The organism is Paraburkholderia aromaticivorans (assembly GCF_012689525.1).
GTDB lineage: Bacteria > Pseudomonadota > Gammaproteobacteria > Burkholderiales > Burkholderiaceae > Paraburkholderia > Paraburkholderia aromaticivorans_A.
In genome coordinates, this window is the sequence record NZ_CP051514.1 from 1,626,686 (window position 1) to 1,649,281 (window position 22,596).

Genomic DNA, 22,596 nt, shown 5'->3' on the forward strand with positions numbered 1-22,596 from the left:
CGTCGGCTGCCGCCGGGGAGGGGGTCACGTCCGCGTAATGGACGCGCCACCATCGACCAGTGAAGCCGTACCGGTAACGAATGACGAATCGTCCGAAGCGAGATACAGCACCGACCGGGCAAGTTCTTCCGGCTTTGCTACGCGCTTGAGCGCATGCAGGCCCGTTACGAACGCCTGCGATTCGTTGGTGTCGTTCATGCCGCGATACATCTCCGTGTCGACGGCGCCCGGCAACACCGCGTTCACGCGCACGCCTTGCGCGCCGTACTCGGCGGCGAGTGCCTGCGTCAAGCCGATCAACCCGGCCTTGCTTGCCGCATAGGCCGCCGTGCCCGGAAAGGCGAACGAGTAACCGACGAACGTCGACGTGAAGATAATCGATCCACCGCCTAGCTTCAGCATTTCGGGAATCTGGTGTTTCGCGCCCAGGAAGGCACTCGTCAGATTGGTCGCCAGCGCGGCGTTCCAGCCTGCTTCGGAAATCCCGGTGCTCGGGCCCATCTCGCCCAGCGTACCGGCGTTGTTATAGGCGATGTCCAACCGGCCGAAGCGGCTCACAGTGAACTCGACCAGCGCCTTCGCGAAATCCTCCGATTGCACGTCGCCCGCCAGGTATGCGGCTTCGCCGCCTTCGCGGACGATCTCCGCAACGAGCGTTTCGAGTTCCGCCGCGCGGCGCGCCGCAATGACCACCTTGGCGCCTTCCTTCGCGAACAGCTTTGCAGTAGCACGGCCAATTCCTGCACTGGCACCCGTCACGATGGCGACTTTTCCTGTCAAGCGTTGCATTGTCTATCTCCTGATGCACTTCGTCGGCCAGTGCCCTGTGCGTTGGCCCGTGGAAGCAATATAGGCTTCAGTTCCGATTGTAAAAAGGCATAAAACGTGGTCCTATCGTTCAGCTTTTGTGAATGATTTGAGGTATCGATGGATCGCCTGCGCGCCTTCGAGGTTTTCGTGACGGTCGTGAGCCGGGGGGGCTTTACGCGCGCCGCGGATGCGCTCGGCACGTCGCCCGCCAATGTCACGCGCTATGTCAATGAACTGGAGGCGCATCTGGGCACGCGCTTGCTGAATCGCACGTCGCGCACGCTTTCTCTTACCGAGGGTGGCGAGACGCTTTACGCCCGTTGCAAGTCCATCCTCGACGATGTCGTCGAGACTGAGGGTCTGGTGTCATCCGCATCGGTCGAACCGCGCGGACGGCTGCGCATCAATGCCCCCGTGAGCTTTGGCGTTTTGTATCTGGCGCCGCTATGGCCGGAGTTCATGCGGAAATACCCTGGAATCGAACTCGACGTTGGACTGATCGACCGCGTCGTCGATATCGTCGATGAAGGCTACGATCTCGCCATTCGCATTTCACGCGCCGGTTCGACTAGCCATGCAGCCCGCAAGCTGGCGACATCGCAAAACATTCTGTGCGCGTCGCCGGCCTATCTGGCTCGCTTCGGATTTCCGACAACCCCAGCCGAGTTGGTCGAGCATCGCTGTATCGGGTACACGTATGCGGCCACCGGCGACGACTGGCAATTGACCGACGCTCGCGGCAAGCCTCACCCGGTGAAGGTCGACTGTCACATGCATACCAATAACGGCGATACGGCTCGCGCAGCCGCGCTTGCCGGGCAAGGCGTGATCTGGCAACCCACTTTCCTGATCGGCAACGATCTAAGCGTGGGCAAGCTCGTTCACGTGTTGCCCGAGTATCGTCTGCCTGACATCGACATACTCGCGCTGTACCCGAGCCGTCGACACCTGAGTGCCAGAGTACGGGTGATGATCGATTTCCTGGTCGATGCCTTCGGCGGTGTGCCTCCGTGGGATCGGAATGATGCAAGTAGAATCGATGTCGCGCCAGGAACGGGTTGAAGGCGCGGTCAGAACGTGCGCCCAACAGATTCGGACGCTTGACTAATCCGTCCGTGCTTTGGGACGCGGATATCAAGAGGACCGGTCCCGCTTGCCTTTGCCTTCGATCCGCGAGTGCCTGGACAGGCCAATCACCCTCCAGACATAGAATCCTCGCGAAGGTCCGTTGCCGCGGTGCCGGTGACGTTCGAACGTCTATGCAATAGGGGCCGTCGACGTGCGAAACTGGCCCGAACCCTGCCCGATGTCCCGCACGTCTGAACTCGCGGGCCGCGAATCACGCATCGGACCGTAGCCGACCCGATTCGGCAGGTGGACGCCTCAATATAAACGGCGGGTGTCTTGGGCACAGCAGTCATTCGTGCCTCAACGGGTCGCGTGCCTTTTCATCAGACTTCCCGCGAGTATTTTGTTCGCTTCTGTGCCGCCCGTCCCCATACCAGCGCAAGTCAGCGTAGCGTGAACGCCGATCTCGCCCTCTTTCCGGCCACTCCGATGGCACTGCGGTTGGCGATGTGTATCCTAAAAAAATGCCTGCTTTTGCGGCGATTGGGGATCGCGGAGATGGTGTGGTGTCAATCGCGTTCACCTGCGTACCAGCCCGGATCGTGCGGACGAATCTAGCGTCCAACTCAATAACGGGCAGCAGTCTGATGACAGCGTGCCCTAGATGATTGGCTACATAAGGTTCCGGCGCCGATGGATAGCAGACCCACAGATCTTGTGGGACGATGGCGAACGCGTCTTCTGTCGAGGGCAACGCCCTTGCGACGGCGGCGGCCATGACGTTCTGCTTGCGCAGCCCGCCGCCGAACATCCACTACCCACCAGCCTCGATCGTCTCGCTCACGAGTTCGGCCTGAAGGACGAGCTCAATGGCGCGTGGGCGGTGCGGCCGTTGGAGCTGCTCCGCGAATGCGGCCGGACCCTGCAGGTGCTCATGGACCCCGGCGGCGAGCCGCTCGCGCGGCTGCTTGCCGCACCCATGGAAATCGAACATTTTCTGCGGCTCGTCATCGGCATCGCTGTGCTCTTGGCAAACTCCACCAGCGTTGTCTCGTCCATAAGGATCTCAAGCCCACCCATATCCTGGTCAACTGTCCCGACGGACAAGTGCGGCTCACGGGATTCGGCCTCGCCTCGCGGCTACCGTGTGAGCGACAGGCACCCGGGCTGCCCGAGACTATCGCCGGCACAGGCGCGTACACGGCGCCTGTGCCGACTGGCCGGATGAGTCGCTCGAACGATTCGTGCAGCGATCTCTATGCAATCAGCGTCACGCTCAACCGGATGCTGACGAGCGTGCTGCCATGGACGGCCGCATTAGCAGAAATAGAGAACACGTCGAACACGCTAGTAAAATTCCCGAACAACAACAGCATCCGGCACGAACCTCTGCGAGGTTGTAGCGCGGCGCGGCCGGAGCGCGATTTGACAGACCGGCGCTTCAACTCCGTGAGACTATCTGCAACGTAGATCGCTCCCGGCTATCCCAGCTTGACCGGCAATCATGAATTTCCTTCGCGAAACAAACGACGGCAGCAGAACCAGGCCAATCCCGCTACCGCGACGGCGCGGGCTGATCTTCCCCGCGTTTGCGTGGTCGGGTTCTCATCGGCGTTCGCGTCCATCATTGTCGGCAGTTACTTTCAGGCCTCGCTAGGCACCGTTGACGCACTGTTTGCCGCGACCCTTGGCAACTGGATCCTCTTCATCTATTCGGCAGCGATCGGTTTCGCGGCTGGCCGCTGGGGCTTGAGTTCGCAACTCGTACTCGAGGGTGTTTTCGGCCGCTGGGGCGCCGTCATTCCGGGCGCGATGCTCGGGTCGCTCGTCACAGGCTGGTTCGCCTTTCACGTTGCATTGACCGCATCGATTCTGGCCAGCGTACTGCATCTGCAGAGCGATTTGACACTCGCCATCTTCGTCATCGGCGCGCTCTTCGCGATGCCGGTCATCGTCCGCATCAGCCATGGCTTCAACATGACTGCGATCACGATTCCCGCGATGATCATATTTGCCGCGATCGTCTTTGCGCACCAGCTCGTGCCCAAATGGGCCGTGCTGCTGGACGGTCCGATCGGCGGAACGTTACCGTTCGGCACGGGCGTGTGCATCGCCTTCGGCACGTTCGTCGTAAGCGGCACGATGACGGGCGATATCGTGCGGTTTTGCCGCACGGGAAACGAAGCGGTACAGGCGACCGCATTCGGCTTCCTGCTGGCGAATCTTCCGTTCCTCCTTCTCGGCGGGCTGATCGCGGCGTCAGGCATCAGAGTGAACGACCTGTTCACCGCGGGCAACGCGCTTTCATGGCTGTTGCTGGCGCTCGTCATTGTGTCCAACTGGACCACCTGCGATGCGTGCCTGACCAACGCCGGCGTGACGTTCAAAAGCGCGTTTCCCGCACTGCCCTGGTTGGCGCCGGATCGATCTTGTAGAGCCGTTGCCCCTCCTTGACATCGTCGCCTTCGGTAAATCCGCGGCGCAGGACAATACCGTCCACGCGTGCACGAACCTGCGCAACCAGAAAAGCATTCGTGCGGCCCGGCAGTTCGGTTGTCGTCGACACGGCCTGCGGCGACACTGTAATGACGCCCACCTCAGGCGGTTTCGACGGCTGTTCCGGCGGCTTTGGCCCGCATGCGGCCAGAACCAGCATTCCCGTCACAGTGCCAGCCATTCTTAATTTGATCCAGTTCACTTCCATAGCCAATCTGTACAAGTAGCGAAAATTCAATTGCCGGTAGGCGGGGAGCAATGCATTGCGTCGCCCGGCCAATATGTGCATATGCATACACACCTGCGAATTGAGCGGCATGTCCGTTTGCCCTTTCGAACATGCCCTGCTGCAGGTCAAGGATTCCTGAAGTGTTGACGGGAGTTGCAGGCGAGCGGCGAATCGGTCTCGTCCGCCTCACGTTGCTTATTTCGACACAACCACCTTGCTTGCCGCCGCGATAATCGCGTCCGCAACCGCCTTCGGGTGACTCAGCATGGCGACGTGACTCGAATCAACATGAATCGTCGTTGCGCCGATCGCCCTTGCCATTGCTTCCTCTGCGCGCGGATCGATCATGCGATCCTGGTTGGCGACCACAAACCAGGACGGCTTCGTGTGCCACGCAGCGACACTCACCTTGTCGTCCAGACAGCCCGCGAACCACGGTCCTTGCGTCGTAGCGAGAATACGCGCTTGCGCCGGCGGCAGATCCTGGGCAAAGTCATTGACCACCGCGTCGGTGGACAACGTCAGGAAGTTGGCGGAGTCTTTCCTCAGTTCCCCTGCCCAAGCCGGGGCGGGCTGGCCTTTCATCATGTCGTTGACCGATGCGCCGCTGTCTGGCACGAGAGCGGCGACATACACAAGCGCCTTGACTTTGGCATCGTCGCCAGCCTGCGTGATGACGAAGCCGCCCCACGAATGGCCTACGAGAACGACGGGGCCAGTTTGCTGTTCTATTGCTCGCCTCGTCGCCGCCGTATCATCCGCCAGCGAGCTGAGCGGATTCTGAACCGACAGCACGTGAAGACCACGTGCCTCTAGAAGCGGGATCACCTTATCCCAGCTTGATCCATCAGCGAACGCGCCATGCACAAGGACGACATTCGTTCCTTTCAGGTCCTGTGGCGCGGCAGCATCGGCCGCGTGCAGCGAGAACACGCTACCAAGCAGGAGCACGGATGTCAGATATCTCTTGAACAGACGATTCATGGGGGAATCTTCTCAATGTGTGTAATGGAAAGTTGGCATCGCAGGCAGCCCGCGCGGAACGGCATCAGTCAATTGATCGGCACGTGCGCTACTGAACGCGAAGCCGCCTGGTTTTCTGCCCTTAAGGCTCGGCACGTCGACGCCTGTACTGCATTCGCACGGGTTCGGAGGGAGGAAGGCGAAGGCCCTCTCCTCCGCCTGTTTCACCGCCATCTCGAAACGCCGGCGAGAGCCGGGTCACTGGAGGGGCGCCAAGACGGGCACCGTCAGGTGAGGTAGCGCGGACCGGGCCTGGAATGCGCAAAGCGCTGCCTGAGTTCATTGCGGCCGGCCTCGTAGCGTGTCCAGTCATCACCGTCCTGGAGTGGGGGGATAGTCACCACTTCACCGGCGTCGAAGCCGGCCAGAGCGGCGTCGACCATGTCTTCCGCCGGCATGATCCAGCTCGGCGGACGCTGCCCCTTAGGCATTCCCGCGATATCCCAACCTTCGGTATCGGTTGCACCAGGCAGCACAGCCTGCACGCGGATGCCTTTGTCGGCGAGTTCGTGCTGCATCGACTGGGTCAAGGCAAGGACAAATGCCTTGCTCGCGCCGTAGACGCCGTTGAGGACCTCCGGGCCGATGGCGACGACCGAGGAGATATTGATCACGGTGCCGCCGCCGCGTTTGACCATGGCGGGAACGGCCGCATAGGCCAGGCGCGTCGGCGCCGTCACGTTGAGGTCGATCATCGACTTCATCGTGTCGACGTCGCTGGCCAGTAGCGGCGTCACCGAGCCGAACCCGGCGTTGTTCACGAGGAGGGAGATCGTCGCGTCGTCCTTCAGCAGCGCCTCTATCCGGGCGAGGTCGGATTTGTCGGTGAGGTCTGCCTTCGCGACCCGCACTGCACACCCTGTGTCTGCGCGAAGACGAGTCGCCAGTGCCTGCAAGCGGTGCTCGTTGCGAGCAACGAGCACCATGTCGTATCCGCGTTTGGCCAGGCGATCGGCATACACGGCGCCGATACCGGATGATGCACCGGTAACAACGGCCGTGCCCTTGGACTGCTTCTGAGTCATGTGAAATCTCCTTGCAAGACAAACACTCTTTCGGTACGCCCATGATGAAGCTTTGGGCGATGACCTAAAAGACAAAATTCCAGCGTTTTGGGACATCGGCACCTGAGCATACGTCCAAGAATTGCATTATTTCCGCAGCGGGACTACGATTGGCTCGAATCGCCGACAACTGCATTTTGGGACATCATATGAAGACCGTAGCCTTGTTGATGTTCCCGGGGTTCGAGATCCTCGACCTTGCCGTCATTGCCGCGTTCGAGTTGGCGAACAAGGAACTAGGGTATGAGTCCTACCGGCAAGTCCAGCTGTCTGAAGCCGGGGGGCCGGTTCCAAGCTACTCGGGCGCGACGGTGGATTCGCGCAAGTTCCGGAATGCGGCGTTCGATACGCTGCTCGTCCTCGGCTCTATCAAGGCCCCAACTTCCACACCGAAAATGAGGTCGTTCCTGCAGCGCGCCGAGCGGGCTTGCAGGCGAGTGGGCAGCATCTGCACCGGTGCTTTCATTCTCGCGGAAGCTGGCGTCCTCGATGGCCGCCGCGCAACTACCCACTGGTCCGCGGCTCAGGAGCTTCAACGGCAACACCCGGCCGTGAAGGTTCTGCCAGACCGGATCTTCACGAACGACGGCGGAGTGTGGACCTCGGCTGGCATGACCGCGTGCATCGACCTGGCATTGGCCATGGTCGAGGAAGACCACGGAGAGGAAGTGGCCAAGGCCGTGGCGAAGAAGCTGGTGGTGTACCACCGGCGTACCAGTGGCCAGTCCCAGTTCTCAGCGCTGCTGGAGCTTCAGCCCAGGTCAGACCGCATACAGAAGGCGCTTTCTTTCGCCAGGGCCAACCTTCACCAAGATCTTTCGGTGGAAGTCATTGCTGACGTCGCGCACGTGAGCCCAAGACAACTGAGCCGAATCTTCAGGATTGAGACCGGACAGTCCCCTGCGCAGGCGGTGGAGAAGCTACGCGTCGATGCCGCCCGAAGCCTCGTCGACGCCGGGGAACTCTCGCTTACAGTGATCGCCCGGGAGACCGGTTTCGGCGACACCGAAAGGATGCGCAGAGCGTTCGTCAGAACGCTGGGCCAACCCCCGCAAACCATCCGCCGGGTTGCCAGGCTGCAAGCTGCCTAGCGAGGCGAGCCCCTCGAACTGGGGTTTTTTCTTGTTGGGGGGCACCGCAGGAGGCTTTGTGCGCGAGAGCGAAAAAGTCAGAACGCGCTTGACGACACCGGCGGCGAGCGCCGTACTGTCCAGGACGATGGCGCAGCCTTCGAGCATCCACAGACAAGCATGCTCATGCAGAAACACGGCGCCCAAGAGATAAACGGGTATGGAGAACGAACCGTTATCTCATGCGCGGGCCACTTGACGACCGCTAGGCGGATCAGGGCAATGCTTGCGGCGGTCCTGACGCGGACTCCCGGCATGCTGGTCAGGACCGGCCAAAGAGGGTGCGCATGCTCCAGTCGTTCAACTTCGCTGGTGACCTCGTCGCCTCGCTTGCGCAAAGATGCGAGTTGCTGGGCTAGACGCGGTGACGATGGTTGCTGACTAAGTACCGGGTACGACCACAGCCTGCTCGCAGAGCGCTTCAACAATTTCGGCAGCAAAGCTTTTGCCCACGCGAGGTGCAAGTTAGTGAGGCGTTAGGCGAGTGTTTTTTCGCTGGCGGCAAGCTCGGCGGCCGAGGGATGCCGCTCAAGCAGATCGGGTACGAGCGGATGGTCGAGGGACGGCCCCAGAATCCGATCCGGTGCAGGATTAATCTGAGTGAGCAGGCCGCGAATGGGGCTGCTGATCTGCGTTATCAGTGCAGCAACATCGTCGTCGAAACCGCACAACATCGTGAGTTCCGCGAACGGCTCGTCGGCCAGTCGAAGCGAGCGCTGCGTGTGCGGCATAGCGGCCCGCTCAGAGATGATCGCCTCACCGTGGGCGTCGGTCTTGGTTTCGCCCGCATGCAGATCGGCGATGCGACGCATCGCCAGACCGGGCAGATAGGCGACCAGAACCGGTTCTTCGCTCGCACACGCGGAAATCCTGCGCTGTATGCCGCCGGTGCATCGATTAGCTCTGCGCATGCCGCGACATAGGTCTTCTCAGCGTAACTCGCGTTCGCGGCAGAGCCGCGTTGCACCAGCATTTGATGACCTTGCGCGGTGAGTTTTCTCACAATCTCGGGCGTAGCGGCGACACGCGACTTATACGCACGCGTCTCAATTGGTATTCCGATTTTCATTTGTCGATGTATTCTCTGATGAAAGGAGACGAACAACGATGCACAGAGCGTTCAGTTCCGAACGATCCATCGCTGCGCGACGCGCCGATGTCAGCTCGCCGCGCAGGGCACAAGTGCATGCGATCGCTGCTACGGATGATTCGACGTCGTGCACGGCGCTTGAGCCAGCCGAGGAGCATTGCGTGCGGAACGATTCGTTCAGGATTCGGCTTTGACGTTGTAAGAGCCGCCGCATTCTTTCTCACGAAATCCTGCACACTGAGCGCGCCCTGTCCCGTTAGTTCAAGGACATCGTCGGACCTCCTGTCGTAACGTCCGGCCCGATGCAGATCGGCCATCGTCGACAGATGGTTGACAACATGCGGCGGCAAGCCGCGTTCAAGCAACTTCTCGCGCCACGGCTCCACGGGTATGTCCTGATACGTGATGAGACGCCCCAACGCCTTTCGCGTGTTCGAGCGCGTAGAAATGCACGTTTTCCGAGCGCGGTCCGTCAAGTGATACGTCTTGCCGACATGGGGCTGCGGGTCCGCCAGCAACTCAGCAACCACGCGAGCGACGTCCTCGGCCGCGACGGGCGATGTCCCACCCAGCACATGCCCGTTCGCATGGCTCGCGCCCATCAGCACACGCGCCTGCAAGCCGACCGAACATAGGCGCGACGCCGCGTGCCATTGATTAGCTGCTTCGAGATTATTTCTGTCCTCCGGCGCCCGCGGCAACCATTCGCGCATCAGCTCGATGCCGCCAGTTCCGACGCATCGACGAGAGGCTTGCCTTGAGGCGAACAAAGCGCCTCAATCGCATGAGCATGTGCCGAACATCGCGGTTCGCGCCGACGCGCGATGGGCACGGCCCAATCACTGACATCGTTACTGCGCCGCCCCCCGCGCCGGAGACCCGCCCGTTCCCGGGAAGCCCGCGTGAAGGCCCGAGGCGCGTCAGCGCCGACTACCACCTTGGCGCGACATCGGCCAATTGCGCGACGCCACGACCGAACGAGAAATTCTCGTTCGGCACTGGCGCGAGCGCGATAAAGACGTCGTCGGGCGACACGCCGACGTCCTGCTCCAGCAGACGCGTGATGGCCGCCATCAACGCTGTTTTGTCGGATGCGGGTCGATGCGCGCCTAGCATAACCGTCACGATCATTGCATTTCTTGTTCGTTCCATCTCCATGAACGTGGGATCGATGAACAGTTCATCGTCACCGTGCTCGCTGATCATGATGAAACGGTCTCCTTTGGGAATGCCCAGCGCTTCAACCAGCGACATGTTGAGTGCGTTACCCATCGCGATCTTCTGTTCGCGCGTGAAGCGCCCTTTGGGAATGTGTGCGTGAAATACCGGCATGTATGTTCTCCATTTACTTAAAATTTGCAGTAAGGCCTGCCCGTCAAATCTGTTTGCGCCCGGCCGCATCGCCACCGCCCAGATGCAGCGTGAACCAGTCCACGGCAGCGCCGCTCGATAGATCGAATGCCGCGTCGTACGGATCGAAGTGATTGCCCGGCATCAACACGAGCCGTTTGGGTTCGAGCGCGCGCTCGAAAGCTTCGAGTTCGAGATCGGTCATGGTGACGCGATCGTCGTTCGCAATGACCATCAGAAGCGGCGTCGGCGAAATGCGGCCTATCCATACGCCTGGCTCGTACATGCTCGCGGCAAACGACGACCGCAGCGTGACACGGTTTTCCCACGATGCACCGGCCAGCGGCTGCGAATAGAAGGCGATCGCTTCAGGCGCCCGATAGGCGGCAGGCACGCCCGCGTCTGCGCTGACGACGGCCTGAACGCGCGGCGCGTGACCGCGATGCTGCTCACGCAGATCCTCTGTCAAGGTGGCAAGATAGGCGGGCATCACGTCGGGCGCGACGCGGCGGCGAACCTGCTCGAAGCCACTGATGGTTGGAACCTGCGAAACGACGCATTTGACCCGACGGTCCGTTGCGGCCAGCACCAGTGCGTGTCCGCCGCTGAAACTGCTGCCCCAGATGCCGATGCGCGGGGGGTCCACTTCAGGCCTGCTCTCTAGATAGCTGATGGCTCTGCGCCAATCGGCGATCTGCGCCCACGGATCGATGTCCTGGCGCGGTGTGCCGTCGCTGGATCCAAAATTTCGATGGTCGTGAACGAGGACAAAAAAGCCGGCATCCGCAAAAGCAGTCGCGAAACGTTCAAGGCCATGTTCCTTGACAGCGGCGAATCCGTGGCACATCGATATCGCTGCGCAATGCTCCGTCGTGGCGGGCGCAAACAGCCAGCCACGCAATGTGACGCCGCCTTCTCCCGCGAACTCTACTTCAGTCCTGCTGACCATGCTGCACTCCTTCTTTACAATACGTTGATATGCGCATATTATGACTTGGACCAATGTTTGACAAGCACCTTTGTCGAGGAGACGACCATGACAACTGTATGCAATATGACGAATGATGCGGATCAGCCGCAGTACGACGCGCTCATCTTCATTCATGGGTTCCTCGACAATCACACGGTCTGGAACGACCTGATCGAGGTACTTGCGCCCTCTTCGGTACCTGTGATCGCGCGAGATCTTCGCGGCGCAGGGCATCGTCGCAATGAAGACGACGCATGCACTCTGATGCAAGCGGTCGTAGATATCGTGCAAGTCTTCGACGACATGCGGCTGTCGCGGGTGGCGCTGGTCGGACACAGCATGGGCGCGCAGATCGCGGAGCTCGTCGCCAGTGAGCGCGCCGCGCAAGTCGCTTCGTTGACGCTGATCACGCCTACACCTTTGCGCGGAAACATGTTGCCGGTTGAAGTGCGCGATCTGCTGCGAGAGAGCGGCGACCTTCCCGCCGTCCAACGCGAGATTCGCGTTTCATTCTCGACCCATCTGAACGGCGATCAACTTAATTCGTTGACGGCGCCCCACGTATTGATGAACAAGGCCACCGTTCGCCAGTATTACGACGCCTTCACGCTCGGCGATCCGCGTGGCAATGAACCGTGCGCGTTCCGTGGCCCGACCATGGTTATCGGCGCCCAAGGCGACCCTGTGATCCCGATCGAGCAGATCGCCGACGAATGCCGCGAGCGCTTCCCAGCCGCGAGTCTTCGCATCGTCGCTCACTCCGGTCACTGGCCGCATCTTGAGCAACCTGCGCAAACGGCGCGACTCATCGCGCGGCATCTCGGGTTGGCGCCCCTCAAGCCGGCTAACACCGTGCGCGCGTCACCGCGAGATCGCGTCAGTGCCTCCGATGAAAGCCGCTGATCGAGGCGTATATTCTCGAGTTCGACGAAAACTTAGCAAATACGACATGGCAATCCAAAAAGAACTGTTGGAAGAGATCGATGGGCGTTGCAATTGTCTTGCCGCACGCAAGGCGTCGAGGTATCTGACAGCGGCCTATGACCAGGCTCTCGCCCCAGCGGATCTGCGCGCCACGCAGTTCTCGATTCTCCACAAGCTCGCCAAAGATGGACCGCTCACGATGGGCGACGTGGCCGCCGCCATGGCGATGGATCGCACGACGCTTTCTTCGAACCTGAAACCGCTCGAGCGGGACGGGCTAGTCGACATGGTCCCTGGACAGGATCGCCGCGTGAAGATGGTCACGATCACAAACGAAGGCGTTGTGCGCTATCGCACGGCGCTTCCGTTCTGGCAAGCGGTCCAGCAAGAATTTGAACGCCAGTACGGCGAGAAGCGTGCAGTCGCGTTGCGCAACTCCTTGCGTAATGTGCTGAACACCGGATTCAGACCTTGGTCTGACGGCGAAGTCGCTACATCTAAAGACTAGATGTCCGCCAAGCGAATAGGAGTTGGCGGCGCATGCCGCCTATTCGGCAGCGCATCAGACATCGACGCACCGCCGCTTCATGTGCACATGCATATATGACTTACATCACCTTGAATGGAAAAAGGAGACACCTATGAAGCACCCCCATATTGTCGAGGCATGCCGGAAAGCGTTCACCGGATTCGAGCGCAACGACAAAACCGACCTCATTGAATTACTTGACGACGATGTCGTCTTCGAGTTCTCAGACTCATTGCCCTATGGCGGAATCTATGAGGGAAAACAGGAATTTCTTGCATTCTGGCAGCACGTTTATCAAAAGTGGGAATCCTTCACTTACGACGCCAGAGCGGTGCTTGAAGCGGACGATTACATCATCGTTCCTGTCATTACGCGGGCAAAAGCGCTCAACGGTTATTTGATGGAGAACGAACATCTGTTTTTGTTCAAGATCCGAGATGGCCGGATCGTTCACGGACGCCTCTACGCCGATACCGCGCGAGGACGCGATATTCTGGAAGACAGGGCGCCAAAGCGCTACCCGAAATTGATCGTCGGGTAAGTCCGTTTCGTGGCCGCGGCGGGTTATGCGTTGATTAGTCGAAGTCCGGCGGCGGCCCGGAGATTCCGTCCGGACCGGTCGCGCGTGCCGCGCATCGAACCGGCGACGCGTCCATGGAGAGACGTATGCGAAATCTCGAAAGTATGGATGCCTCGTGGCACCATCGAGGACGGCCCGACGCTATAGCCGATCAGGCGGCCGTTTAATCCGATGCGAGCAGCTGACGCCTTCAGGTCCCGCCTGTAACGACCCTCGCGTTGCGACGAAACGCTTGCGGCGGTTGCCCGAAGATCCGCACGAACGCCTCGCGCATTCGCCGCGGATCGGAGAACCCGGTCACACCGGCGATATGGTCGATCGTGTGTCGGCTTTCCTCCAGCATCAGGCGCGCTGCTTCAAGCCGTAGGCGCTCAACGGCTTTTGCCGGCGACTGTCCAGTTTCCGCGCGGAACGCGCGGCTAAACTGACGCGGACTCAACCGCGCGACGTCAGCCAATTGCTCGACCGAAAGCGGCTCCGCAAGTTTCTGCTTCGCGTATGTTAGGGCGGACTGTATGCGGTCCGATTTCGGCTCGAGTTCAAGCAGTGCCGAGTGCTGCGATTGCCCGCCCGAGCGCCAATGATAGACAACGAGGTTCCGCGCAACCGCGCGCGCAACCTTCGCGCCAAGATCTTTCTCCACCAACGCGAGTGCAAGATCGATGCCCGCCGTCATGCCGGCCGATGTCCAGACGGGCCCATCCACAATAAAGATCCGATCGTCGTCCACGGTGACTGACGGATAGCGCGTACGCAAATCGTGGGCATAGTGCCAATGCGTAGTTGCGCGGCGCCCATCGAGCAACCCGGCCTCCGCGAGCACGAACGCACCCGTGCATATCGAAGCGGTACGTCGCGCCGTCGCGGCGCTGCGTCGCACGTAGGCAAGTACACCTGCCGGCGGCTCAGTAGCGGCCGGATTACCTCCGACAAAAACGACCGTGTCGAATATGCGATCGCCGATCGGCTCCGTCAAGACTGTCAGACCGCTAGAAGCTCGCACCGGTCCGCCCCCATCCGAAACGTTGAGTGTCTGATAGTACGATTCCCCGAGCTCCACGTTCGTGAACTCGAACACCGGTTGCGCGGCGAGCGCCATCGAATAAAAGCCGTCGAACATCACGAATGCGACTGTCGGCAAGGCGCCTCCCGAATCAAGACCGTCCCGAAAACGTAGTTTAAACGTCCTTTGAGACACCGACAATTGACCGTATAAATAACAGCAAGCAACACGAATGGCGTAACGCAGATGCGCTGCGCGCGTGGTGCAACCGTTGCGACATGATCTCGCGACACCTGCCGCTATCCAATTGATCGCTGTACTTTAATTAGGCATACGGAACTATGTTTTCAGCATCATCGACACGACCACTTTCATTTCGCGCATTCAAGGCGCCTGTGTTCGGCCTGGCCCTTTTCACCGCAGCTGCTTTTGTCGGGCCCGTGCTCGCCGCCAACGCTCCGGACGCCTCCGCATCGACCGGCGACACGGCGATTCGCCCATTCCACGCCCATTTCACAGATGCCCAGCTTGCCGATCTGCGTAAGCGCATCGCGGCGACCCGCTGGCCCGACATGGAAACCGTGAACGACCGCTCGCAAGGCGCGCAACGCGACAAGCTCAAGCAACTGGTTCAGTACTGGGGCACGCGTTACGACTGGCGCAAGGCGGAGGCAAAACTCAATGCCTTACCGCAATACGTGACGACGATCGATGGAGTCGATATCCATTTCATCTGGGTGCGCTCGCGCAATCCGGACGCGCTGCCGCTTTTGATGACGCACGGCTGGCCGGGTTCGGTGTTCGAGGAACTGAAAGTGATCGGACCGCTCACCGATCCCGTGGCATACGGCGGCCGGGCGGAAGATTCGTTCGACCTCGTGTTGCCGTCGATGCCCGGCTACGGTTTCTCCGGCAAGCCCAAGGAAACGGGATGGACGCCGGACCACATCGCACGAGCGTGGGACGAACTGATGAGGCGACTCGGTTACCAGCACTATGTCGCGCAAGGCGGCGACTGGGGCGCGGTGATTGCCGACAAGATGGCAGCGCAGAAGCCGCCCGGCCTGCTGGGCATTCACGTGAATATGCCGGCGACCGTGCCGCCCGACATCGCGAAGGCGCTGAAAGCAGGCGATCCGCCGCCAGCAGGACTCTCCGACAAGGAAAAGGCCGCGTACAGGTCGCTCGACAATCTCTATACGCGCGGCGGCGGCTACGCCTCGATGATGGTCACCCGGCCGCAAACGGTGGGCTATGCACTGGCGGATTCACCCGTTGGGCAGGCCGCGTGGATGTACGACAAATTTGCCGATTGGACCTACAGCGGGGGCGATCCCGAACGCTCGCTCACAAAGGACGAGATGCTCGACGACATCACGCTGTACTGGCTGACCAACACTTCGACATCCGCCGCGCAACTCTACTGGGAAAACAATGCAAACAACTTCAACGCCGTCGACATCTCGATTCCCGCGGCGGTGACAGTGTTCCCCGGCGAGATTTACCAGGCGCCGCGTAGCTGGACCGAACGCAGCTATCACAAGCTGATCTACTTCAACGAAGTGAACAAGGGCGGGCACTTTGCGGCTTGGGAACAACCGCAACTCTTCTCGGAAGAGATCAGGGCTGCCTTCAAGACTTTGCGTTGACAGACGAGATGATTTCCATTTCGTCTCGCGGGACGGCAGGTTGTCGCTATTGCCGTTCCATCCGGCCTCATGCAGATGCTTCAATTATCAGGAGAGTAACTGGTGTCGAATGAGATCAACGCCCGTCGTCGACGCATTCTCGGCGCTGCAGCTGTCAGCGCAGGCGCAATGGAACTTGGGTTGAGCGGGCTGGCGCGTGCGCAGTCTGGTCAATCCGGCGGACCTGCTTTGAGCCGGAACCCGGCGACCTCGAATGGATCGTTTGGTGCAATCAAACAGATCAAGGCCGGCGTGCTAAACGTCGGTTATGCCGAAGCCGGACCAGCTAGCGGCCCCGTCGTGATCCTGCTCCATGGCTGGCCTTACGACATCCACAGCTTTGTCGATGTCGCGCCAAGGCTGGCGTCGGCGGGATATCGCGTGATCATTCCTCACCTGCGCGGCTATGGGACAACGCGGTTTCTATCCAGCGATACGGTCCGCAATGGCCAGCAATCGGTGCTCGCCGCCGACACCATCGCGCTGATGGATGCACTGACGATTCCGAGTGCGACTATCGGAGGTTTCGACTGGGGCGCGCGCACGGCCAACGTCGTCGCAGCGTTGTGGCCGGAGCGCTGCAAGGCATTGGTCTCGGTGAGCGGCTATCTGATCGGCAGCCAGGCGGCCAGCAAGGCGCCCCTGTCGCCGAAAGCGGAGCTCGCATGGTGGTATCAGTTCTATTTCGCGACGGAGCGCGGCAGGCAGGGCTATGAAGCGAAGCGCCATGACTTCGCGAAGCTTATCTGGCAACTTGCGTCACCCAAATGGGACTTCGACGATGCGACATTCGACCGATCCGCAAGCGCCTTCCAGAACCCCGATCACGTTGCGATCGTGATCGACAACTACCGCTGGCGGTTGAATCTCGCGCACGGAGAGCCGCAATACGACCCGCTGGAAGCGCGTCTCGCCGCCGCGCCGGTCATTACCGTGCCCACGATCACCCTCGAAGGCGACGCGAACGGCGCGCCCCATCCGGAACCTGAAAGCTATGCGAAGAAATTCGTCGGTAAATATCTGCACCGCAACATCGCGGGTGGGGTCGGTCACAATCTGCCGCAGGAAGCCCCCAAAGCCTTTGCGGACGCAGTGATCGAAGTTGCAAGCTATTAGGTGTTCACGTGCCGAGTCGCAAGAGCAAAACCCATGCGATTTTGCGATCAGCAGCGGTAATGGCAGTCATTTCACTGAATCTGTCCCGCACGGGCCGCCAGCGATTTTAACTGCGTCTGCCGTCTACGCGGGTACATATCATCGCGACGACACAGGGACCGTGGTTTCAGGCGGTGATTGGCGCAATTTTCGGACTTCACTTTGCAGCTCAGGGGCACAGCGCATCTTCTGGGCGATGACCGCAAGTGTGGTGTGTTTGACATTTCCGCTAGCCGTGATGGTGCTGGACCTGCAAGGATACCTAAGCTTGGGACTGCCTCCGTTCTGGTCGCCGTTAGCATCGCCGTGCCAGCGACCATTAGCGCCGCCCGGATTCACGCGGGCTCGCTGAGGTCGTTAGACGCCAGCGAGCCCACGACACCTCGACTCCCGCCCACGTGGCTTCGACAGTTATACCCGTAGATACGCCGAACACATCGGCTCGCTGTTTAATCACCCAGACGACCAAACTCATCATGTCAACGATCCACTTTCGCTACAAGACCATTTTGACGCCCGAGCAGTTTATCGCCGGCCTTACGGACTTTGGGCCTGGTCGCTCGACGCTCTTTGGCAATAGCGCCGACGAATACCTCGTCGTTCATCAGCGTGGCCGCTCCAGGGCCGACGTCACAGAGGGCTCGGGCGGTATCTGGGAACGTCTGTATTACGATTGGTCTGACTCTGATTGCGTCGTCATGAAGACGACTGACTCCAACGTATGGGGAGGCCGGTCGGGTCACACCTACACCTTTACGCGACTGGCCGATGGGACGACCATGCTGGACGCGACCGTGGTCCGCGAAGGAAAGAACATCAGGGGACGGGCGCTCGGGTTTGTGCTCGGAACCATCGGCAAGCGGGTTCTCGAAACGGCATTAGCAAACAGCATCAAGGCTATCGAAGCCCGAAACGGCGCGCCGAAAGGGGAATGCGTGTGTTCCAGATAATCTTGGCTCTGATGTGCAAATGGGATCGGCGAATCGGTTAAAGTTGTCGGAACGAAACGAACTGATGTACGGCGATGATCAAGCTGAAGAGTCTGGAGGAGTTGTTCGGCGGACGCCATTTTGATCGAGAGATCATCATTCTGTGCGTGCGCTGGTACCTTCGCTACACGCTCAGCCTGCGCGATCTGGTCGATATGATGGCCGAGCGCGGTTTGTCGCTGGTGCACACTACGATTATGCGTTGGGTGAAGCGCTTTACGCCGGAGTTCGTCACTGCGCTTATGGGATCTTAGGAGCCAGGTTGAGTTTGGGGCGTTTGAAGTGGCCCGGCGATCAGTGCGTACGAATCGCTGCGCCTTCATGCAGCTATTTCCAGCGCTATACCGGGCGCACGGCCCAGTTGAAGCTTCTGCGCCATGTTTATCAGGTCGGCGAGCGTCAGTGCGCTCATCTTTCGCATCACCTGTCCGCGGTGCGCCTTCACCGTGATTTCGCTGATGCCCAACTCAATGCCCACCTGCTTATTCAGCAGGCCCGACACCACCAGCGTCATGACCTCGCGTTCGCGCCGACTGAGTGAGGCGTAACGACCCTCCAGCACCTTCATCCTCGCCGCGTCGCTCAATGCCACACGGCCGCGCTCGATGGCCGACCGGATGGCGCCGAGCAGGATCTCGTCATCGAATGGTTTGGTGAAAAATTCAATCGCTCCAGCCTTCATGGCTTGCACCGTCATCGGTACGTCCCCATAGCCTGTGATGAAAATGATCGGCATTTCCTTGCGCTGGGATGCGATGTGGCTCTGCAACTCAAGACCGCCAATATCCGGCAGTTGGACGTCCAGCACCAGGCAATTCGGAACCGTCGCCCGAGGGCGCCTGAGAAAGTCCCGCGCGGAAGCATACGTTTCCGCCGTTAAACCAGCGTAGTGAATGATGGCTTGCAGCGATTCACACACCGAAACGTCGTCGTCGACGCAGACAGCGCACCCAAGCCGTTGACGCGGCTTCCGTGGGCCAGTTCTGCGCGCAATCCATACAGCGCCTCCTCGGACTGCCTACGCTCAGTCACATCCTGCACCGCGCCAATGTAGTCCGGTTGGGCTTGTGAACCAAACGTCGCATGCGCCTGCATGCGCACGTATTTAACCGTGCCATCGGGCAGGAGAAGGCGGCAATCGCACTCCAGATCCTTGCCATCGCGCGCCTGCTCCAGCGCGTTATCGACGATATGACTGTCGCCCGGGTGAACTCGCGCCGTGACGATATCCATCGTTATCCGCACCCCAGGCTCGATCCCATAGATTCGATTGAGTTGCTCCGAACAGGTGATCCCGCCGCTCGACGGACGCCAGCAAAAGCTTCCGCTCAAACTGAGTTGCTCGACTTTGGCCATCAACGCTGCGCTTTTCCATAACTGCTCTGCGGCCTGCTTGCGTGCCGTGATGTCGCGCGTCACCCCCAATTGCACGATCGATCCGTCGCTGCCCTGCAACGGCGTTGCGTGCGTTTCCATGTGGCGCCGCTCACCGTGCAACGTGATAACGTCGAATTCCAGAAAACCCGTCTTGCCCGAACAGATATTCTGATTGAATTCCACGTACTGGTCGCGATGTTCGACGGCGACGAAATCGTAGAAGCATTTCCCGACGAGCGCGGCTGGACCCGGCGCTCCCGCCAGATTGCTTCCTGCCGAGTTGACACGCAGCAGCGTACCGTCTCGTGTGATGACCTTCACGCATTCGGGTGTCGCTTCCACCATCGCGCGAAAGCTTTCCTCGCTTCTGCAAGGCCAGATCGATTTTTGCGCGTTCCATCGCCACGCTCACGATGTGCGCGAACTCAGCCATCAGATCACGTTGGAACTGGGTGGGATTTCCGGGTGTTGGCGAATAAAGGGCGAAACTGCCCAACGCTTCCTGGGCACGTGACAGGATCGGCGCCGCCCAGCAAGCCCGTCGCCCATTTGCCAGGCTCTGCTCGCGCCATTCCCGCGACCAGCGGGTCTCTGATGCTATATCCGATACTGATCACCTCAGCCTTGAAGTAAGCGTCGCGGCGCGGCCGTCTTGATCTGTGCAATCGGAGACGCCAAAGTGGTTCCCACCATTTTGAGTAGCGGGAACCATTTTGGGATCAGAAGAGAAGCCAGCGTCGGGAACACGTAAAGGCAGCCCGAACCATAGCCCAGAGTTTCGACGTCGCCTGGCCGCGGCTGCATGTGAACCAGGCGTCTCGGTTTCGAAACTCGCCCGGGAACATGGCATCAACGCGAACATGTTGTTCAAGTGGCGGCGGCGTTACCGTGCGGAGCAAGCTGCCGAGACGACCGAGCTTGTTCCGGTGATGGTCGTGAGCGACGTGCCGGTCGCCATCACGCCTACATCTTCGGTCGAACCGGAGACGGTGAAGCCAACCAGGACCATCGGCACGATTGAAGTTCGAATTGGCCGGGCGGTGGTCAAGGTCGATGGCGCAGTTGACGCCGAAACGCTGCGTACGGTGCTCAAGAGTGTGCGATCGTCATCGGCCTGCCAACGGGTACGCGCGTGTGGATCGCGGCGGGCGTAACCGACATGCGTAGCGGCTTTCCGGCTCTTGCCGCGAAGGTGCAAACGGCACTCGAAGAGAATCCGCTCGGCGGCGACGTGTTCATTTTTCGAGGGCGTCGCGGAGATCTCGTAAAAATTCTGTGGGCAACCGATGACGGACTATGGCTTCTCGCGAAGCGGCTTTCGCGCGGACGGTTTGTCTGGCCACAGGCTGATGGAGGCAAGATCTATCTGACGTCTGCGCAGCTGTCGATGTTGCTGGAAGGCATCGATTGGCGACAACCCCGTCGTACGGCCGCATTGTCGATGTTGTAAACCGCATCGAAGGCTCGTAAACTGCAGCGCATGCCTGACCATGCGCCGCTTCCGCAAACCGTTGCCGAGCTCCACGCCCTGGTGCTCGAGCAGCAGGCATCGATGGCAAAGATGCGCCAGGAGATCGCCGAACGCGACCGGGAGATTGTTGAGCGGGACCAGGAACTTGAGCGCCTGAAGGCACAGATCGACAAGCTCAGGCGCATGCACTTCGGTCGTAAATCCGAGCAGGTAGACCGACAGATCGATCGGCTCGAAACCCAACTTGAGGATCTGGCAGCGGGCAGCGGCGTTGCCGATGTTCGCCGTGCGCGCGCTCGTGCATCAAGTTCAGGCGCGTCTGCGGCATCCGCAAAGGAAGCCCTGCCGCCCCATCTGCCACGCGAAGAACGCGTGCTCGAGCCCGACTCCATCTGCCCAAAATGCGACAACGCCATGGACTTGCTCGGCGAGGATGTATCCGAACAACTCGCGCGCGTCACAGCAATGTTCAAGGTCATCCGCACGATCCGCCGCAAACGGATCTGCTCCAGTTGCGGCCATATAGGGCAACGTCCCATGCCGGGGCTGCCAATCGAGCGCAGCATCGCGCATCCGAGCTTGCTGGCCGAGATCATCGTTTCGAAATATGCGAACCATACACCGCTGTATCGGCAATCCGAGATCGCGGCGCGCGACGGCGTCCGTCTCGATCGGGCCACCATGGCGCGCTGGGTCGGGCAATGCGAAGAACTCTGCCGGTTGCTGACTGAAGCGCTGCGTCGTTACACGATGTCGGCTGCGAAGCTCCACGCGGACGACACGCCGATCCCGGTGCTCGCGCCCGGCAACAAGAAAACCAAAACGGGCCGGTTGTGGGTCTACGTGCGCGATGATCGACGCTCTGGTTCGAGCGAACCCGCTGCTGTCTGGTTCGCGTACTCGCCGGACCGCAAAGGCATCCACCCCCAGACCCATCTTGCCGGATTCGAAGGCGTCCTTCAGGCGGACGGCTATGCCGGCTTCAACGAGCTGACCGAAAGCGGCAAGGTTCGCCTGGCATCTTGCTGGGATCACGCGCGCCGATACGTCTTCAACGTCCATGAGACAGCCCCGTCGGGAACCACGAAGCAATGGCTCGACATGATCGGCGATCTCTACGAAATCGAGGCTGCTATCCGCGGCAAACCACCCGACGAGCGGCGACGCGTCAGGCAAGAAAAGAGCAACCCGTTGCTCGGGGTCCTCGAGATGTCGATGAGGGAGAAACGAGCGACGCTTTGGCCGAAGGCTCCATTGGTCGAAGCGATTAACTACGCTCTGAATCGCTGGGATGGACTCACGCTGTTCTGTGACGACGGCCGCGTCGAGATCAGCAACGTGCTCGCCGAAAATGCCTTGCGCTGTGTGGCCCTTGGACGGCGCAATTTTATGTTCGCGGGCTCCGACAGCGGTGGTGAGCGAGCCGCCGCAATGTATAGCCTGATCGGCTCGTGCAAATTGAACAACATCAATCCACGCGCCTACCTGGAATTCGTGCTCACGCACATTGCGGATCACCAGGCCAATCGCATCGACGAACTATTGCCCTGGAACGTCGCAAAGCATCTCCGCCCATCTACACCTGCCTCGCTTTGATCCCTTCTGGCAGCGGCACGATGCGCCTGCCGCGTTCTTCGACGCTTGTCCAGA

At 60.3% G+C, this 22,596-nt stretch carries 21 protein-coding genes and 7 pseudogenes; 14 read left to right on the plus strand and 14 right to left on the minus strand.

All coding sequences use genetic code 11. From position 1 onward, the window contains the following. Positions 1-24: 24 nt before the first annotated feature. The gene (locus HF916_RS07690) at positions 25-789 is read right to left on the minus strand and encodes an SDR family oxidoreductase (protein ID WP_168788379.1); all 765 of its coding nucleotides are present in this window, start codon (positions 787-789) and stop codon (positions 25-27) included. Between the two features lie 138 nt (positions 790-927). On the opposite strand from HF916_RS07690, the gene HF916_RS07695 reads away from it, so the two are divergent. The 3 genes and pseudogenes from HF916_RS07695 to HF916_RS07705 all read left to right on the plus strand — a co-directional run bounded on the left by HF916_RS07695 (position 928) and on the right by HF916_RS07705 (position 4,332). Then, entirely contained in the window at positions 928-1,872 is a 945-nt protein-coding gene (locus HF916_RS07695; RefSeq protein ID WP_168788380.1) for a LysR family transcriptional regulator, read from the plus strand. Between the two features lie 670 nt (positions 1,873-2,542). Continuing rightward, positions 2,543-3,192 (plus strand): annotated as a pseudogene (locus tag HF916_RS07700) (protein kinase domain-containing protein); the annotation flags it as partial. A gap of 279 nt (positions 3,193-3,471) precedes the next feature. After that, entirely contained in the window at positions 3,472-4,332 is an 861-nt protein-coding gene (locus HF916_RS07705) for a hypothetical protein (protein WP_240975180.1), read from the plus strand. On the opposite strand, the pseudogene HF916_RS07710 reads toward HF916_RS07705, so the two are convergent. The 3 genes and pseudogenes from HF916_RS07710 to HF916_RS07720 all read right to left on the minus strand — a co-directional run. Continuing rightward, positions 4,292-4,582: pseudogene (locus HF916_RS07710) on the minus strand (efflux transporter periplasmic adaptor subunit); the annotation flags it as partial. The gene HF916_RS07705 and the pseudogene HF916_RS07710 sit on opposite strands and share 41 nt — an antisense overlap. Before the next feature lie 216 nt (positions 4,583-4,798). After that, complete coding sequence (locus HF916_RS07715; RefSeq protein WP_168788381.1) at positions 4,799-5,587, minus strand: alpha/beta fold hydrolase; 789 nt, start codon at positions 5,585-5,587, stop codon at positions 4,799-4,801. Between the two features lie 266 nt (positions 5,588-5,853). Next, a complete protein-coding gene (locus tag HF916_RS07720) occupies positions 5,854-6,651 on the minus strand; it encodes an SDR family NAD(P)-dependent oxidoreductase (protein WP_168788382.1) in 798 nt (265 codons plus the stop codon). 188 nt (positions 6,652-6,839) lie between these two features. Here HF916_RS07720 and HF916_RS07725 point away from each other — a divergent pair, with 188 nt between their 5' ends. Then, a complete protein-coding gene (locus HF916_RS07725) occupies positions 6,840-7,781 on the plus strand; it encodes a GlxA family transcriptional regulator (protein WP_168788383.1) in 942 nt (313 codons plus the stop codon). A gap of 81 nt (positions 7,782-7,862) precedes the next feature. Here HF916_RS07725 and HF916_RS50685 read toward each other — a convergent pair. From HF916_RS50685 to HF916_RS07750, 6 genes and pseudogenes are all read right to left on the minus strand, one after another. Beyond that, positions 7,863-7,991: pseudogene (locus HF916_RS50685) on the minus strand (EamA/RhaT family transporter); the annotation flags it as partial. A gap of 50 nt (positions 7,992-8,041) precedes the next feature. After that, positions 8,042-8,683, minus strand: a pseudogene (locus tag HF916_RS07730) (IS110 family transposase); the annotation flags it as partial. An 80-nt stretch (positions 8,684-8,763) separates the two neighbouring features. Next, positions 8,764-8,889 (minus strand): annotated as a pseudogene (locus HF916_RS07735) (NAD(P)(+) transhydrogenase (Re/Si-specific) subunit alpha); the annotation flags it as partial. Then, positions 8,886-9,518, minus strand: a complete 633-nt coding sequence (locus HF916_RS49850) for a hypothetical protein (RefSeq protein WP_206001711.1) — start codon at positions 9,516-9,518, stop codon at positions 8,886-8,888. The gene HF916_RS49850 and the pseudogene HF916_RS07735, both read right to left, overlap by 4 nt. Positions 9,519-9,840: 322 nt before the next feature. After that, entirely contained in the window at positions 9,841-10,242 is a 402-nt protein-coding gene (locus HF916_RS07745; RefSeq protein WP_168788384.1) for a tautomerase family protein, read from the minus strand. Between the two features lie 43 nt (positions 10,243-10,285). Continuing rightward, entirely contained in the window at positions 10,286-11,209 is a 924-nt protein-coding gene (locus HF916_RS07750; RefSeq protein WP_168788385.1) for an alpha/beta hydrolase, read from the minus strand. Positions 11,210-11,314: 105 nt separating this feature from the next. Between HF916_RS07750 and HF916_RS07755 the strand changes: the two genes are divergently transcribed. The 3 genes from HF916_RS07755 to HF916_RS07765 all read left to right on the plus strand — a co-directional run bounded on the left by HF916_RS07755 (position 11,315) and on the right by HF916_RS07765 (position 13,224). After that, a complete protein-coding gene (locus HF916_RS07755) occupies positions 11,315-12,133 on the plus strand; it encodes an alpha/beta fold hydrolase (protein WP_240975421.1) in 819 nt (272 codons plus the stop codon). Continuing rightward, positions 12,120-12,662, plus strand: a complete 543-nt coding sequence (locus HF916_RS07760) for a MarR family winged helix-turn-helix transcriptional regulator (RefSeq protein WP_240975181.1) — start codon at positions 12,120-12,122, stop codon at positions 12,660-12,662. Before HF916_RS07755 ends, HF916_RS07760 begins: the two co-directional genes overlap by 14 nt. Before the next feature lie 133 nt (positions 12,663-12,795). Further along, positions 12,796-13,224 (plus strand): nuclear transport factor 2 family protein, encoded by a 429-nt coding sequence (locus HF916_RS07765; protein WP_168788387.1) that lies wholly within the window; start codon positions 12,796-12,798, stop codon positions 13,222-13,224. A gap of 229 nt (positions 13,225-13,453) precedes the next feature. Here HF916_RS07765 and HF916_RS07770 read toward each other — a convergent pair whose 3' ends face one another. Further along, positions 13,454-14,404, minus strand: a complete 951-nt coding sequence (locus HF916_RS07770) for a GlxA family transcriptional regulator (RefSeq protein ID WP_168788388.1) — start codon at positions 14,402-14,404, stop codon at positions 13,454-13,456. A 203-nt stretch (positions 14,405-14,607) separates the two neighbouring features. Here HF916_RS07770 and HF916_RS07775 point away from each other — a divergent pair, with 203 nt between their 5' ends. From HF916_RS07775 to HF916_RS07790, 4 genes and pseudogenes are all read left to right on the plus strand, one after another. Then, positions 14,608-15,915 (plus strand): epoxide hydrolase, encoded by a 1,308-nt coding sequence (locus HF916_RS07775; RefSeq protein WP_168788389.1) that lies wholly within the window; start codon positions 14,608-14,610, stop codon positions 15,913-15,915. A gap of 102 nt (positions 15,916-16,017) precedes the next feature. Next, positions 16,018-17,070, plus strand: a complete 1,053-nt coding sequence (locus HF916_RS07780) for an alpha/beta fold hydrolase (RefSeq protein ID WP_168788390.1) — start codon at positions 16,018-16,020, stop codon at positions 17,068-17,070. 515 nt (positions 17,071-17,585) lie between these two features. Then, complete coding sequence (locus tag HF916_RS07785) at positions 17,586-18,059, plus strand: hypothetical protein (RefSeq protein WP_168788391.1); 474 nt, start codon at positions 17,586-17,588, stop codon at positions 18,057-18,059. Between the two features lie 74 nt (positions 18,060-18,133). Then, positions 18,134-18,325, plus strand: a pseudogene (locus HF916_RS07790) (IS6 family transposase); the annotation flags it as partial. Positions 18,326-18,417: 92 nt separating this feature from the next. On the opposite strand, the gene HF916_RS07795 reads toward HF916_RS07790, so the two are convergent. The 3 genes and pseudogenes from HF916_RS07795 to HF916_RS51985 form a co-directional block, all read right to left on the minus strand. After that, positions 18,418-19,017, minus strand: coding sequence for a response regulator transcription factor (locus HF916_RS07795; RefSeq protein ID WP_240975182.1), 600 nt, complete (start codon positions 19,015-19,017; stop codon positions 18,418-18,420). After that, positions 18,975-19,820 carry a PAS domain-containing protein gene (locus HF916_RS07800; RefSeq protein WP_168788392.1) on the minus strand — a complete coding sequence of 282 codons (846 nt, stop codon included), beginning with the start codon at positions 19,818-19,820 and terminating at the stop codon, positions 18,975-18,977. The genes HF916_RS07795 and HF916_RS07800 overlap by 43 nt, the downstream gene beginning before the upstream one ends. 115 nt (positions 19,821-19,935) lie before the next feature. Further along, positions 19,936-20,076 (minus strand): annotated as a pseudogene (locus tag HF916_RS51985) (hypothetical protein); the annotation flags it as partial. A 112-nt stretch (positions 20,077-20,188) separates the two neighbouring features. Here HF916_RS51985 and tnpA point away from each other — a divergent pair. From tnpA to tnpC, 3 genes are read left to right on the plus strand one after another with little or no spacing between them, the layout of a single operon-like run. Continuing rightward, positions 20,189-20,629, plus strand: coding sequence for an IS66-like element accessory protein TnpA (gene tnpA, locus HF916_RS07805; protein WP_168788393.1), 441 nt, complete (start codon positions 20,189-20,191; stop codon positions 20,627-20,629). A 5-nt stretch (positions 20,630-20,634) separates the two neighbouring features. Beyond that, a complete protein-coding gene (gene tnpB, locus HF916_RS07810) occupies positions 20,635-20,925 on the plus strand; it encodes an IS66 family insertion sequence element accessory protein TnpB (protein ID WP_168788394.1) in 291 nt (96 codons plus the stop codon). A 30-nt stretch (positions 20,926-20,955) separates the two neighbouring features. Continuing rightward, positions 20,956-22,542: an IS66 family transposase gene (gene tnpC, locus HF916_RS07815; RefSeq protein WP_168788395.1), complete on the plus strand. Its 1,587-nt coding sequence runs from the start codon at positions 20,956-20,958 to the stop codon at positions 22,540-22,542. The last annotated feature ends 54 nt before the right edge of the window (positions 22,543-22,596 follow it).

Coding starts and splice junctions, on each gene's coding strand:
- HF916_RS07725 (WP_168788383.1), top strand. CDS start 6,840: ATGAAGACCGTAGCCTTGTTGATGTTCCCGGGGTTCGAGATCCTCGAC.
- tnpC (WP_168788395.1), top strand. CDS start 20,956: ATGCCTGACCATGCGCCGCTTCCGCAAACCGTTGCCGAGCTCCACGCC.
- HF916_RS07745 (WP_168788384.1), bottom strand. CDS start 10,242: ATGCCGGTATTTCACGCACACATTCCCAAAGGGCGCTTCACGCGCGAA.
- HF916_RS07775 (WP_168788389.1), top strand. CDS start 14,608: ATGTTTTCAGCATCATCGACACGACCACTTTCATTTCGCGCATTCAAG.
- HF916_RS07785 (WP_168788391.1), top strand. CDS start 17,586: ATGTCAACGATCCACTTTCGCTACAAGACCATTTTGACGCCCGAGCAG.
- tnpB (WP_168788394.1), top strand. CDS start 20,635: ATGCGTAGCGGCTTTCCGGCTCTTGCCGCGAAGGTGCAAACGGCACTC.
- HF916_RS07690 (WP_168788379.1), bottom strand. CDS start 789: ATGCAACGCTTGACAGGAAAAGTCGCCATCGTGACGGGTGCCAGTGCA.
- HF916_RS07765 (WP_168788387.1), top strand. CDS start 12,796: ATGAAGCACCCCCATATTGTCGAGGCATGCCGGAAAGCGTTCACCGGA.
- HF916_RS07760 (WP_240975181.1), top strand. CDS start 12,120: ATGAAAGCCGCTGATCGAGGCGTATATTCTCGAGTTCGACGAAAACTT.
- HF916_RS07755 (WP_240975421.1), top strand. CDS start 11,315: ATGACGAATGATGCGGATCAGCCGCAGTACGACGCGCTCATCTTCATT.
- HF916_RS07720 (WP_168788382.1), bottom strand. CDS start 6,651: ATGACTCAGAAGCAGTCCAAGGGCACGGCCGTTGTTACCGGTGCATCA.
- HF916_RS07695 (WP_168788380.1), top strand. CDS start 928: ATGGATCGCCTGCGCGCCTTCGAGGTTTTCGTGACGGTCGTGAGCCGG.
- HF916_RS07800 (WP_168788392.1), bottom strand. CDS start 19,820: ATGGTGGAAGCGACACCCGAATGCGTGAAGGTCATCACACGAGACGGT.
- HF916_RS07750 (WP_168788385.1), bottom strand. CDS start 11,209: ATGGTCAGCAGGACTGAAGTAGAGTTCGCGGGAGAAGGCGGCGTCACA.
- HF916_RS07715 (WP_168788381.1), bottom strand. CDS start 5,587: ATGAATCGTCTGTTCAAGAGATATCTGACATCCGTGCTCCTGCTTGGT.